Below are 13,598 nucleotides of genomic sequence, written 5' to 3'. Positions count from 1 at the left end.
CGGAGCGTCCGGTGGGACTTCGTTCGCGGTGACGTGCCACCGGCGTCCCGCCCGAGGTCTCAATGAGTGTCCGCGTTCCCCGCCTTCACCGGACGGCGTCCTTCGCCGCCCTTCTGGGAAGCCTTGCCCTTCCCGTGTCGGCCTACCCCACGTCGGCCTTCGCCGATTCCATCACCATCACGACGCTTCCGCCGGTCTCGGTGACCGCCAACCGCGTCCCCACCGCCGCCGAGGAAACCGGCAGCGCCCTGACCGTCATCACCCGCGAGGAGTTGGAGCAGCGCCAGACCCAGGTGCTGTCCGACGCGCTGCGCGCGGTGCCCGGCGTCGCGGTCAACCGCACCGGCCCGATGGGCACCCTGACCCAGCTCCGCATCCGCGGGTCGGAGGGCAACCAGACGCTCGTCCTGATCGACGGGATCGAGGTGAACGACCCGGCGTCCGGCTCCGAATACGATTTCGCCAATCTGCTGGCCGGCGACGTGGAGCGCGTCGAGGTGCTGCGCGGCCCGCAGAGCGCGCTTTACGGCTCCGACGCGGTCGGCGGCGTCGTCAACATCGTGACCCGCCGCGGCTCCGGCGCCCCCCGGTTCCGCGCCGCCGTCGAAGGCGGGTCCTTCGGCACCGCCGCCGGGCGGGCCTCCTTCGGCACGGGGAACGACCGCTACGACCTGTTCCTCAGCGGCCAGGGCGTCACCAGCGACGGCGTGTCGGTTGCCGACAAGCGGCTCGGCAACCCGGAGAAGGACGGCTACCGCAACGGCACGCTGACCGGAAACGCCGCCGTCCGCCCGACCGAGCGCAGCGAGATCGCGATCACCGGGCGCTACACCCGCTTCCGCACCGACACCGACGGCTTCGTCGGCGGGCGCGGCGCCGTCGATGACGGGACCAGCACCGCCGGAGAGCAGTATTTCGGGCGCCTCCAGGGCAAGATCGCCCTTCTCGACGGCAAGTGGGAGCACATCGTCGGCCTGACCCATGGCCGCCAGCAACGCGACTACCGCGACGCCGCCAAGACGGTGACCAGCCGCTACGACGGGCGCAAGACCAAGGCCGACTACCAGACCAACCTGGCTCTGAGCAGCGGCCCCGCCGACCATGTGCTGACCGCCGCCGTGGAGCGTGAGGAGGACAAGGCGATCAGCCGCAGCGCCTTCTCCAGCTTCGACCGCTCCATCGGCTCCACCGGGCTGGTGGGTCAGTACAAGCTGGGCCTGTTCGACCGGCTGACCCTGACCGGCAGCGTCCGCCACGACGAGAACGACCTGTTCCGCGACGCCACCACATGGCGCACCACGACGGCCTATCTGATCGAAGAGAGCGGGACGAAGCTGCGCGCCTCCTACGGCACCGGCGTCAAGAATCCCACCCTGTTCGAGCTGTACGGCTACACCGCCACCTACGCCGGCAACCCGAACCTGAAGCCGGAACGGGCGCGCGGCTGGGACGCCGGCTTCGATCAGGCGCTGTGGGGCACGCGGGCGTCGGTGGACGGCACATGGTTCGACCAGCGCATCCGCGACCTCATCACCGGCACCGGGCGGACCTCCGTCAACATGCCGGGCGAGTCCCACATCCGCGGCTTCGAGCTTGGCCTGTCGGTGGAGCCCATCGACCGGCTGACCGTCCGCGGCTCCTACACCTGGACCGACGGCGAGGATTCCACGGGGGCGGAGCTGGTGCGCCGGCCCAAGCAGCTCGCCAGCCTGACCGTCAATCACCGCTTCCTGGAGGACCGGGCGAACGCCAACCTCGGCGTGGTCTACAATGGGCGGTCCAGCGACTGGGCCTACGATCCCTTCTACAACCGGCAGGTCGTGAACCTCGCCCCCTACACGCTGGTCAACATGGCCGGCTCCTATGCGCTGTCCGAGGGGGTCGAACTCTTCGGGCGCGTGGAGAACCTGTTCGACCGCCGGTATCAGGAGGTCTGGACCTACGGCGCATCCGGCAGGGCCGGGTATCTCGGGCTGCGGCTGTCGCTGTGAGGCCCACCCGTCTCGGGCTGGCCGCCGCTCTCCTGCTGATCGCGGGAGGGCCGGCGGCGGCCTGGGAGGCGCCGCGCGCAAAACCACAGCGCATCGTCTCCCTGAATCTCTGCGCCGACGAGCTGCTGTTGCGGCTGGTCGGGCCGGAGCGCCTCGCCGCGGTGACGTGGCTGGCGCGCGATCCCCGCGCCTCCACCGTCGCGGCGCTGGCAGCGCGGGTGCCGGTCAACCACGGGACGGCGGAGGAGATCCTGCCGCTCAACCCCGACCTGATCGTCGCCGGGCGCTACACCACGCGGGTCGCGGTCGGGCTGCTGACGCGGCTGAAGGCACCTCTGCTGGAGCTGGACGTCCCGCAGAGCGTGGCGGGGGTGGCGGAGCAGATCCGCGGCCTCGCCCGCGCCGTCGGCGAGCCGGACCGCGGGGAGGCCCTGGTCGCCGACCTGCTCTCCCGCCTCGACGCCCTGCCCGCCGCGGCGCCGGGACCGCGCCCGACCGCGGTGGTGCTGCGCCCCAACGGCTTCGTCGCCGGGTCCGGGTCGCTGGTCGATGAACTCCTGACCCGCGCTGGACTGGAGAACATGGCCGACCGCCTGCCGCTGGGCAGCCAGGGCGCCCTGCCGCTGGAGGCCATCATCCTGGGTGGCGCGGACGTGTTGATTGTCGACGCCGCACCCGACGCGCCGCCGTCGCTGGCCGGCGCCCTGCTGCTGCATCCGGCCCTGAGAGCCATGAAGCGTCAGGTCCGCACCCTGTCGCTGCCCTCCCGCCTGTGGACCTGCCCCGGCCCGCAGATCGCCGAGGCCGCGGAACGGCTGGCTGCCGCGCGGGAGGCCCGGCCATGACGGCTGCCGCAACGTGGGAGTCCCGCATCCCCTACCCCGCCCTGGTCGCCGGGCTGACGGGTCTGGCGCTGGCGCTTTGCGCGGTGTCGGCGGCGGTCGGCTATGTGCCGTTCGACCTGGGCGCCGCCCTGTCCGACTGGCTCGCCGGGCGCCCCACCCTGGGTGCGCTGGTGCTGGCCGAGCTGCGCCTGCCGCGCGCCCTGCTCGGCCTGCTGGTCGGCTTCAGCCTGGGGCTGACCGGGGCGGCGATGCAGGGCTGGCTGCGCAACCCGCTGGCCGAACCGGGGCTGGTCGGCGTGTCGAGCGCCGCGGCGCTGGGCGCGGTGATCGTCTTCTACAGCGGCCTGTCCGCCGCGCTGTCGCTGGCCCTGCCGCTCGGCGGCATGGCCGGAGCGGTCACCGCCGCGGTGCTGCTGAACCTGATGGCGGCGCGGGGGGCCGGAACGACGGCGCTGGTCATCGGCGGCATCGCCATCAACAGCCTCGCCGGGTCGCTGACCGCGCTGGCCCTCAACCTCGCCCCCAACCCCTATGCGGCGCTGGAGATCGTGTTCTGGCTGATGGGGTCGCTGGCCGACCGCGGCACCGACCAGCTCTGGCTCGTCCTGCCACCGATGCTGGTGGGCTGGGCGCTCTGCCTGTCCGGCGCCCGCGCCCTCGACGCGCTGACCCTGGGGGAAGACGCGGCGCGCAGCCTGGGCTTCGACCTCACCGGGCTGCGCGTCCGGCTGATCGCCGGGGCGGCGCTGGCGGTGGGCAGCGCGGTGTCGGTCATCGGCGCCGTGGGCTTCGTCGGGCTGGTGGCGCCGCACCTGATGCGCCCGCTGGCCGGGGCGCGGCCGGGACGGCTGCTGCTGCTGGCCGGTCTGGCCGGGGCGTGCCTGACGCTCGCCGCCGACATCGCGGTCCGGCTGTTGCCGACGCGGCCCGAACTGAAGCTGGGCGTGGTCACCGCCCTGATCGGGGCGCCCTTCCTGATCGTCCTGATCGCCCGGCTGCGGCGGGAGGAGGCGTGATGCGCATCGAAACCCACGGCCTGTCCGCCGCCACTCCCGCAGGCGCCGGCGGGCGCACCATCCTGACCGACGTCAACCTCACCATCGAGCCCGGCGCCTTCACCGGGCTGATCGGCCCGAACGGCGCCGGCAAGACCACCCTGCTGCGCCTCCTTGCCGGTCTCGCCGAGCCGGCGGCTGGCCGCGTCACCTTCGACGGACGGACCGCCGCCCAAGCCGGACGCCGGGCGCTCGCCCGCGCCATCGCCTATCTGCCGCAGAGCGGCCCGGTGCATTGGCCGCTGCGCGCCGAGGCGCTGGTGATGCTGGGCCGCCTGCCCCACCGCGGCGCGCTGGGCGGGATCACCGCGGCGGACCGTGCGGCGGTGGAGCGGGCGCTCGCCACCGCCGACGCCGCCCACCTGCGCGGGCGGATCGTCGGCACCCTGTCGGGGGGCGAGCGGATGCGCGTCCTGCTCGCCCGCGCCCTGGCGACCGAGGCGCCCGTCCTGCTGGCTGACGAGCCGGTCGCCGCCCTCGACCCCGGCCACCAGCTCGCCTGCATGGCGCTGCTGCGCGACGCCGCCCGCCGGGGCAGCGGCGTGGTGGCGGTTCTGCACGACCTGACCCTGGCCGCCCGCTTCTGTGACCGGCTGATCCTGCTGTCGGGCGGCGGCGTGCTGGCCGACGGGCCGCCCGGCCGGGTGCTGACCGACGACCATCTGCGCGCCGCCTACGGCATCGCCGTCCAGCGCGGCGAGGCCGGCGGCGAACCCTTCCTGCTTCCCTGGCACGCCCTGCCATCCCCGATGCCCAAACCGGAGACCCCTTGATGAGCGACCTGGCCTCCCTGCTGCGCGACGCGCTGAACGACCCGGCCACCGGCTGGAGCCTCGGCGCGTTCGGTGCCATCGCGGAGTTCATCCGCGACCCCGACGAACCCGTCACCCTGCACGCGGATGGCCCGGACCTGGAGGCGCGGACCGCCCGCGGCGGGCTGCGGCTGCGCCGCACGCCGGCCATCCGCCCAGTGCCCTACCGGACGCGCAGCGGCGGGCTCGCCGTGGCCCTCTGCCTGCCCCGCCATGTCGGCGCGATGAACCGGCGCCGCGTGGTGACCGAGCTGGGCCCCGACCACGCGGCCATCGCCGGGGCGGACCGCGGCGCCCTGTTGTTCGACCTCGGGCTCGACGTCTTCCAGACCGACGTCTGCGTGCGCAGCGCCGACCCCGCCACCATCGCCCGCCTGCGCGCGGTCGTCGGGACGGAGTTGTTGGCGCCGGGCAACCCCCTGCCGCCCGACCTGCCGGCGCTCAGCCCCGACCGCGTCTTCATCGGCCCCTTCGGCCGGATCGAGGTCAGCCAGCCGATCCCGCCGCCCGACGGCCGCAGCCCGGAGGGCCCGCACACCCACGTCCTGCCGAAGCTGCTGGCCCGCGGCCGGACCCACGCGGCGACCGTCCCGATTCCGGACGGCTGGGTGCCCAGCCTGTACCTGTCGCCGCCCGCGGAGTCCTTCGCCGCGTGGGAGCGGCTGGGGCACTGAGGACCGTTCGCTTACAAATCCGGCGGGGTGCGGGCGGGCAGGTGCAGGGTCGCCAGGGTACCGCCGCCGGTGCGCGAGGCGATGGTGAAGGACCCGCCCAGCCGGTCCGACGCCAGATTGTCCACGATGTTCAGGCCGAGCCCGACCGAGCCGGTGCCGCGGCGGGTGGTGAAGAAGGGCTCCAGGATGCGCCCGGCGGTCCCCTCCGCGATGCCGGCGCCGTCGTCGGCGACGGACAGCAGGACCGTCTCCGGCCCCGACGCCGCGGCCCCGACCGTCACCAGCCCGTGCCGCCCACATGGGAAGGCGTGCTCCAGCGCGTTGCGGACGAGCTGCTCCAGGACCGCGGACAGGATCGCCGGGTTGCTGACCATGCGCAGGTCGGCGGGGCAGTCCACAGCCATGCGGTGCCCCAGCGGCTCCCACTGCGGGCGCAGGCTCTCCGTCACCTGCTCCAGGAAGGGGCGCAGCGCGATGGTCTGGCGCAGCCCGCCATGGTCCGCCGCCACCCCCTTGAAGCAGCGCACGATCTCCCCAGCGCGGGCGATGGTGCCGGACAGCAGGGCGGCCAGTTCCCCGGCGCTCGCCAGGAAGCGCTCCAGCTCGGCGCGGCGGAGCTGGTTGGCGGCCAGCCGCTCCGTCATCGCGGCGACCCGGTCGCCGAGGTGGGACGCGCTGCCCAGCGCCACGCCGATGGGCGTGTTGATCTCGTGCGCCACGCCGGCGACCATCTGGCGAAGCGCCGCCATCTTCTCGCGCTGCGCCTGGGCCAGCTTGCGCGTGCGCTCGCGGACCAGCGCCTCCAGATGCTCGTTCTCGTCCTTCAGGCTGCGGTTGGCCCGGCGCAGCGACAGGTGGGTGGCGACGCGGGCGCGCACGATGGCCGGGCTGAAGGGCTTGGTCACGTAATCGACGGCCCCGGTCTCCAGCCCGAAGGCCTCCTCCTCCGGGCTGGACAGGGAGGTGATGAAGATCACCGGGACGTCGGCGGTGGCCGGGTCGGTCTTCAGCAGCCCGCACACCGCGTAGCCGTCCAGCCCCGGCATCATCACGTCGAGCAGCACCAGCTCCGGCGGATCGGCGGAGGCCAGTTCCAGCGCGCGGCGGCCGGAGGTCGCGAAGCGCACCTCGTGCCGGTCCTCCAGAACGCTGGCCAGCGCCCGGATGTTGGCCGTGTCGTCGTCGACGATCAGTATGTGACCACCGCTCACGGTGTCGTCTCCCGGTCCCGTTCCCTGGTCCACGCGGCGGCGAGCCGCTCCAGCGCCGCGCGGGCGGCGGCGAACTCCAACGCCTCCACCGCCCGCCCGACTTCGTCCATCGCCTCGTCATGGCCGCGCCCGGCCAGCAGGCCGCGCACAGCGGCGAAGCGCGCCGCCGCCGACAGGCTGCCGCTGCGCAGCGCCTCCTCCAGCGCGCGCAACGCGTCCTCCAACCCGTCCGGACGTCCCGGCGGGCCCACCGGGACGTCCGGAGACGGCTCCAAACCCACCTCCACCGCGCGCAGCGCTTCCGCCGAGGCCAGCGCGGGGCCGAGCGCGGCGGACAGCGCGGCCACGAGCCCCGGCATCGCCTCCCACCGCTCCTCGCGCGCCGCCAGTTCCAGCGCCGCGGCGGCCTCGCTGGCGGCCATCGCGCCGACCGTTCCGGCGCTGCCGCGCAGCCCGTGGGCGAAGCGCTCCAGCGCCGGTCCGTCACCCGCCCGGCGCAGATGCTCCAACCGGACCGGCGCGTCGCCGTAGCGGTCGAGAAAGTCGAGGATCGCCCGGCGCAGCGTGCGCGCCCGCCCGTTCATCCGCGCCAGCGCCGGGGCGAGGTCGAACCCCGCCAGCGCGTCGGGAAGCCCGGCCCCCGCATCGGTCTCCACCGCCGGGGCGAGCGGCAGGGTCCGCGGCCGCCCGAACGGCTTCAGCCAGCGGTTCAGCACGGCGACGAGGCGGTGAGGTTCCACCGGCTTGGCGATGTGATCGTCCATGCCCGCCTCCAGGCAGCGCCGCCGCTCTTCCTCCAGGGCGTGGGCGGTCATGGCGATGATCGGCAGTCGGTCGGGACCCACATGGCGGCGGATCGCCCGCGCCACCGCGAAGCCGTCCATGTCCGGCATCTGGACGTCGGTCAGCAGCGCGGCGTAGCCCGCCCCCGGTTCCAGCGCCAGCCGCACCGCCTCGCCGCCGCTGCCGACCGCGGTGACGGACAACCCGGCGTCCTCCAGCAACTCGCGCGCGACCATGCGGTTCACGGCGTTGTCGTCGGCGACCAGCACGCGCAGGCCGCGCAGCGGTTCCTCCACCAGCAGCCCGGCCAGCACGGGATCGGCGAGCGCGGGCAACACGTTTACGGAGCCGTCCTGCACGCCGACCGTGACCGCGAAGCGGAAGGTGCTGCCCAGGCCGGGCGTGCTGTCCACGGCGATGCCGCCGCCCATCATGACGGCCAGCCGCCGGCTGATCGCCAACCCCAGCCCGGTCCCGCCGTAGCGCCGGGTGGTCGAGCTGTCGGCCTGGGCGAAGGGCTGGAACAGACGGGCGACCTGCTCCGCCGTCATGCCGATGCCGGTGTCGCGCACGGCGAAGCGCAGCTCGGTCTCCGCATCCTCCGTCCCGCGCGGCGCGGCGCTCACGGCGAGGACCACGCTGCCGCTCTCGGTGAACTTCACCGCGTTGTTGACGAGGTTGAGGAGCACCTGCCCCAGCCGCAGCGGGTCGCCCAGCAGGGCGGTCGGCACGTCCGGAGCGACCTCCAGCCGCAGGGCCAGCCCCTTCTCCTCGGCGGACAGGGCGGCGGTGCCGGCCACCATGTCGAGCACGGCGGACAGGTCGAAGGGCACGCGCTCCAGCGTCAGCATGCCCGCCTCGATCTTCGAGACGTCGAGGATGTCGTTGATGATGCCGAGCAGCGCCGTGGCCGAGGCGCGGATGCGCGTCAGGTAGCCGCGCTGGCGCGGCGGCGGCCCGGCGCGCAGGGCGAGGTGGCTGAGGCCGAGGATGGCGTTCATCGGCGTGCGGATCTCGTGGCTCATGTTCGCCAGGAAATCGCCCTTGGCCCGCGACGCCTCCTCGGCGCGGTGGCGGGCCTCCTCCACCTGTTGCTGGCGGCGCGCGATCTCGTCGAGGAAGTGGCGGATCGAGCGGGAGATGGTGGCGATCTCGTCGGTGCCGCCGTCGGGCAGCGGCGTCTCCCGCCCCTCGACCCGGTCGAGCACCGCGTCGTTCAGCCGGACCAGGCGCAGGGTCAGGAAGCGGCGCAGGTACAGATACACGCCGAGCGCCACCAGGAAGCCCAGTGCGCCCAGTCCGACCAGGATGCGGTTCTGGGTCGCGGCCAGTTCGGACAGACCGTCCGCCTCGTCCGCCGCCGCCGCGTTGATCCGTTCGAACAGCGCGTGGGCGATCTTCACGACCTCCTCGACCATCACCAGCACCTGGTTGGTCAGCGCCTTGCTGCGGGCGATGGCCGCCTGCCGCTCCATCAGGCTGGGCAGCAGGCCGGTGGGGCCGAGCAGCGCCACCTCCAGCCGCCGGTGCAGGGCGGCGAAGCGCTCCGCCTGCTCCGGCGGCAGCCCGGCGTGGAGCGCCGGCAGGGCCGACAGCGCCGCCGCCGCGTCCTTCTGGGCGCGCGCGATCTCGCGCTGGAAGCGGCTGTTGCCGGCGTGGGTGCTCTCGTTCAGCACGCGGTTGACCGTGTTGGTCCAGGCGGTCAGCGGCCCCAGCCGGTCCGGCGGCAGGGTCGGCAGCACGGCGGCGACCAGCGCGCCGGCCTCCGCCGACAGGCGGCGGGTCTCGTCCAGCGCGTCGTCGCTGCGCGCCGCGGCGTCGATGCGCTCGGCGACCAGCCGGTCGAGGTCCGCCAGCGTCGGGACGAGCGTCCCCAGCACGCCGGCCAGCGTGGCGCCGCCCTCGATGTCGGACAGGGCCTGGGCCGACCGGGTGACCGCGGTCAGATTGGCGGTCAGTTCGGCCAGGGTGACCCGCCGCTCGGGGTGGCTCGTCGCCCCGCCCAGCCGGGTCGCCTGCGACAGAACCTGCTGCAGGCCGCCGTTCAGCACCGCCCCGGTGGTGATGCGCGGCAGCGCCCCGTTGGACAGGTCCGACAGGGCGTGGCGGAACTGCGCGAGGTCGTAGAGCGCCGCACCCGACACGCCCAGAAGCACCCCCACCATCACCAGCAGGCCCAGCCCGACGCGCCGCCCGACGCCACCCCGGAAGGGCGCGCGCGGGACCGGCGCGGTCGAGGCGGGCGGGCTCGTCATCAGCGCGCGGTGATGCGGCCGTCGATGCGGGGCGACACCGTCCCGCGGTCGGTCAGATGCTGGGCCATGATCTCCCACAGCAGCTTGCCGCCGCTCCCGGGGGCGGCGCCGGGCGACTTGAGCATGCCGTAGCCGTCGCCGCCCTGGGCCAGGTAGTTGGGCAGGGCGACCGAATAGCGGACGTCCGGGTCGAGCGGCTTGCCGCCCACCGTGACGGAGACGACGCGGCTGCCCGCGGGCTGCTTCAGGTCGTAGACCACCGCCATGTTGGACGGGTGGAGGAAGCTGCCCTTCTGGTTGTCCACCCCGGCGGCGCTGACCTCCAGCGCCTCGCGCAAAGCCTTGCCGGGCAGCGTCACGGCGATGATGGTGTCGCGGAAGGGCAGTTCGCGCTGGATGTCGCGGCGGGTCAGCACGGTCCCCGCCTCGTACTGGCGGTTGCCGCGGATGTTGCCGCCGTTGATGAAGGCGACGTCGGTGTTGAAATGGCCGCGCATGGCGTCGGCGATCAGCGAGGCGAAGGCGTTCTCGCCGGTGCGCACGGCGGCGCGGCGGGTGTCGAGCGGGGTCGCCGTCGTCCCGATGTTGATGTCCAGCAGCTCCGACAGCCGGGCCAGATAGACGCCGACCCGCTTTTCCATCGCCGCATCCGGCGTCAGCCCGGCGAGCGGCACGATGTCGGCGCCGGCCAGCGCGGGCGGCGCCTTGCCGTCGCCGTCCAGCCGCAGGACGAAGGCTGATCCCTTCACGTTGACGTGGACGCCGAAGAGCTTGCCCTTATCGGCCTCCAGCACGTCCTTGCCGGTGGCGGAGAGCTGGAGCAGCGCGTCGATGGCGGGTTCACCGCGCAACGCGTCCACGGCCTCCGGGGCGTTGTCCAGGATGGCGACCACATACGCCGCCCCCTGGGCGCGGAGCGCGCGGGCCTCCGCCGCGATGGTGGCGGGCGGGCGCACCTCGATGTCCGGCACGATGTACTGCACCGTCAGTTCCGGCGAGATCGCCGAGACCACGCCGATCTTCCCCACCGGCGTGTCGAGCAGCGCCGACGGCTCCAGCCCCTCCATCACCTTGCCGGTGTTGCGGTCGATGGTGGTGGCGCTGACGAAGGGGAAGCGCGCCTCGTAGCTGCGCAGCGTCAGTTCGTCCTTGCCGAAGCCGAGGTCGCGCTTGGTCACCGCCATCATGTCGGGCTGAAGCTCGTTCAGCAGGTCGATCATGTGGGCGCCGCGGTCGAAGGTGGACAGGACGCCCGCGGTCAGCGACGCGCCGCCGTGCAGGAACAGTGTGTTGCCCTCCGCCCGCTTGGTGCCCAGCAGCGTGGCGAGGTTGGCGAGCCCGCCCTCGCCCTCCACCGGCTCGATGTCGGCCATCGTCGAGGTGAAGACGATCGACAGCTCCGCCGCCGACACGGCCGGCGCGACAGCGCCGAGCGCCGCGACGGCACCAGCGGCCAGGACGGCCCGCCAGCCGGAAAAACGCCCCGCCCCACCATTGCCGCGCTTCGGCATGGTTACCCCCTCCTGCCATCCCTGTTCCTTCAGGATGGTTCTTCCCGTATTCCGGCGGGGAAGTTCAAGGCATATCCACGCAGGCCGATGAACATTGCGGTGACAAAAAATCTCCTGTTGCAACAAGGGACAAAGGGACAACCGGATCAGGCCTCCCCGTCCTGCCAGGGGTAGGCCAGCGGAGCCTCGCGGAAGGCGAAGCGGTCGAGATGGCGCTCCAGGGCGCCCTTGAGGGCGGTCAGATGCTCGTCCGAGCTGGCGTCCAGCCGGCACTCCAGCGCGTCCGGCCGGGCCTGGAGCGTCAGGGTGGCGTCGCCCGGCCAATCGGCGCCGCGGGCGTTGTGCGGGAAGACGACGCTCCCCGCCTCCGGCGTGTACTCCACCGTCAGATTGTGCGCCCAGTGCTTGCAGAGCTGCTGGAGGTAGCGGCTGCCGTTCGGGGTCGCGACGCGGACGCTGCTGGCGTGTCTCATGGTGATCCTTCTGTCTGGCGCCGATGATTCAGGCCGGTAATTCAGGCCTGGGATTCAGGCTAGTGATTCAGGGAAGACGCTCGATGCGCTGGGCCGCCTCGTCGAGGATCGAGACGGCGGCGTGCACCGTATCCGCATCGACGCCCTCGCGCCCCAGCCGGTGCATCAGCACGGCCCTCAGGTTCTCCATGGCGCGGCGGATCGGGGCGCCATCGGTGTGGGCCCGCCGGGTCGCCAGGGCGGCGAGGCGGGCGAACAGCGCCTCGACGGTGGCCGCGTCCTGGGCGAGCTGGGCGGTGCCGTCCGGGGTCACGGCGAAGGGTTTGCGCGCGCCGTCGGCGTCCGCCTTGGCGATGTGCCCCATCTCCTCCAGCAGCGACAGCGTCGGGTAGATCACGCCGGGGCTCGGCACATAGCCGCCGCCGGTCAGTTCCTCGACGGCGCGGATCAGGTCGTAGCCGTGCCGCGGCTCGTCGGCGATCAGCTTCAGCAGGACCAGCCGCAGCTCCGGCGCCTCGAAGACGCCGCGCCGGCCGCCGCGGCCACCCCGCCGCTCGTGACGCTCATGGCCCCAGCCGCCCTCCGCGGCGTGACGCCCGCCGCCATGACGGGGACCGCCGCCATGGGGTCCATCGCCGTGCGGGCCGGGATGATGGCGGCGCATCCGGCCGCAGAAGGGATTCGGGAAAAACCTCATGACAGGGGCTCCACTGCGTTTCGATAGGTCAAAGATATATCGCGACATGTCGAGACACAAGTCCTGCCCTGGCGTTTTTTCCCTCTCCCGCCCCGGGAGAGGGTGGCGCCGGAGGCGCCGGGTGAGGGTTGCGCGAGAATCAAATCGCTGATCCTTGCCGGTACCCTCACCCTCCCACCGCTTCGCGGCGGGTCCCTCCCTCTCCCGGGGCGGGAGAGGGAAAGCGGGAATCCTCAGCCACGCCCGTCAAGCATACTGCGAATGCGAGCAATTCGCATTGACGATCCGCCGCGTTCGGGACCACAGTGCGCCCGCCCATCCGGCATAGGCCGTCCCGGCAAAGTTGAAGGAGAGTCAAGGATGAAGCTGACCCGACGCCACGCCCTCGCCATGACCGCCGCCATGGTCGGCCTGGCCGCCTTGGCGCCCGTCCCGGGTTACGCCCAGGACATGACGGTGCGGCACGCGCAGGGCGAGACCCGGCTTCCCGCCAAGCTCGACCCCGTCCTGGTCTTCGACATGACCTCGCTGGACACGCTGGACGCGCTGGGCGTGGCGATCGCCGGGGTGCCCACCGGGCTGAAGCCGAAGCATCTCGCCAAGTATGACGGGCCGTCCTACGCGAAGATCGGCACGCTGTTCGAGCCCGACTACGAGGCCGTGAACGCCGCCGAGCCTGGCCTGATCATCGCCGGGGGTCGCTCCGCCCCGAAATACGCCGAGCTGTCGCGCATCGCGCCGACGCTCGACATGACGACCGACCAGACCGACTTCCTGAACAGCGCCATCGCCAACGCCGAGACGCTGGGCCGCATCTTCGGCAAGACCGCCGAGGTCAAGCGGAGGCTGGACCGGCTGCGCGCCTCCATCGCCGAGTTGAAGACGGTGGCGGGCAACGCCGGCAAGGGTCTGCTGGTGCTGACCACCGGCGGCAAGATGAGCGCCTACGGGCCGGGGTCGCGCTTCGGCATCCTGCACTCGGAGTTCGGCGTCCAGCCGGCCGCCCCCGACCTGAAGGTCGCCAACCACGGGCAGGCCATCTCCTTCGAATTCATCCTGGAGACCAACCCGGACTGGCTGTTCGTGATCGACCGCGACGCGGCCATCGGGCAGGACGGCACCCCGGGCCGGCAGTTCCTCGACAACGACATCGTCCGCCGCACCACCGCCTGGCAGAAGAATCAGGTCGTCTATCTGAACGGCGGCAACTGGTACCTCGTCGGCGGCGGGCTGCAGGCGCTCCAGCAGGACGTGGACCACCTCCTGGCGGCGCTGTCCCGGAAGTCCTGAG

11 protein-coding genes are annotated in these 13,598 nt (G+C 72.9%); 6 read left to right on the top strand and 5 right to left on the bottom strand.

Translation table 11 applies throughout. The features are described 5' to 3' along the window. Positions 1-62: 62 nt before the first annotated feature. From ACWPN5_RS24445 to ACWPN5_RS24425, 5 genes are read left to right on the top strand one after another with little or no spacing between them, the layout of a single operon-like run. The gene (locus ACWPN5_RS24445) at positions 63-1,991 is read left to right on the top strand and encodes a TonB-dependent receptor plug domain-containing protein (RefSeq protein WP_492297879.1); all 1,929 of its coding nucleotides are present in this window, start codon (positions 63-65) and stop codon (positions 1,989-1,991) included. After that, positions 1,988-2,836: an ABC transporter substrate-binding protein gene (locus ACWPN5_RS24440; RefSeq protein WP_492297877.1), complete on the top strand. Its 849-nt coding sequence runs from the start codon at positions 1,988-1,990 to the stop codon at positions 2,834-2,836. The genes ACWPN5_RS24445 and ACWPN5_RS24440 overlap by 4 nt, the downstream gene beginning before the upstream one ends. Continuing rightward, positions 2,833-3,852 (top strand): FecCD family ABC transporter permease, encoded by a 1,020-nt coding sequence (locus ACWPN5_RS24435; RefSeq protein WP_492297875.1) that lies wholly within the window; start codon positions 2,833-2,835, stop codon positions 3,850-3,852. The genes ACWPN5_RS24440 and ACWPN5_RS24435 overlap by 4 nt, the downstream gene beginning before the upstream one ends. Then, the gene (locus ACWPN5_RS24430) at positions 3,852-4,664 is read left to right on the top strand and encodes an ABC transporter ATP-binding protein (RefSeq protein ID WP_492297873.1); all 813 of its coding nucleotides are present in this window, start codon (positions 3,852-3,854) and stop codon (positions 4,662-4,664) included. Before ACWPN5_RS24435 ends, ACWPN5_RS24430 begins: the two co-directional genes overlap by 1 nt. Further along, entirely contained in the window at positions 4,664-5,377 is a 714-nt protein-coding gene (locus tag ACWPN5_RS24425; protein WP_492297871.1) for a DUF6925 family protein, read from the top strand. Before ACWPN5_RS24430 ends, ACWPN5_RS24425 begins: the two co-directional genes overlap by 1 nt. Positions 5,378-5,388: 11 nt before the next feature. On the opposite strand, the gene ACWPN5_RS24420 is transcribed toward ACWPN5_RS24425, so the two are convergent. From ACWPN5_RS24420 to ACWPN5_RS24400, 5 genes are all read right to left on the bottom strand, one after another. Further along, on the bottom strand, positions 5,389-6,588 hold the full coding sequence (locus ACWPN5_RS24420) for a sensor histidine kinase (protein ID WP_492297869.1): 1,200 nt from the start codon (positions 6,586-6,588) through the stop codon (positions 5,389-5,391). Further along, entirely contained in the window at positions 6,585-9,626 is a 3,042-nt protein-coding gene (locus ACWPN5_RS24415; RefSeq protein ID WP_492297868.1) for a hybrid sensor histidine kinase/response regulator, read from the bottom strand. Before ACWPN5_RS24415 ends, ACWPN5_RS24420 begins: the two co-directional genes overlap by 4 nt. Further along, complete coding sequence (locus ACWPN5_RS24410) at positions 9,626-11,137, bottom strand: bifunctional metallophosphatase/5'-nucleotidase (RefSeq protein WP_492297866.1); 1,512 nt, start codon at positions 11,135-11,137, stop codon at positions 9,626-9,628. Before ACWPN5_RS24410 ends, ACWPN5_RS24415 begins: the two co-directional genes overlap by 1 nt. Before the next feature lie 146 nt (positions 11,138-11,283). Continuing rightward, positions 11,284-11,610, bottom strand: a complete 327-nt coding sequence (locus tag ACWPN5_RS24405; protein WP_200479631.1) for a DUF2218 domain-containing protein — start codon at positions 11,608-11,610, stop codon at positions 11,284-11,286. A 67-nt stretch (positions 11,611-11,677) separates the two neighbouring features. Continuing rightward, the gene (locus tag ACWPN5_RS24400) at positions 11,678-12,307 is read right to left on the bottom strand and encodes a PadR family transcriptional regulator (RefSeq protein WP_492297864.1); all 630 of its coding nucleotides are present in this window, start codon (positions 12,305-12,307) and stop codon (positions 11,678-11,680) included. 360 nt (positions 12,308-12,667) lie between these two features. Between ACWPN5_RS24400 and ACWPN5_RS24395 the strand changes: the two genes are divergently transcribed. Continuing rightward, entirely contained in the window at positions 12,668-13,597 is a 930-nt protein-coding gene (locus tag ACWPN5_RS24395; protein ID WP_492297862.1) for a siderophore ABC transporter substrate-binding protein, read from the top strand. Position 13,598 lies beyond the last annotated feature (1 nt).

It is taken from the genome of Azospirillum sp. UENF 211521 (assembly GCF_058780535.1).
This window is presented reverse-complemented; position numbering and strand designations above follow the sequence as displayed.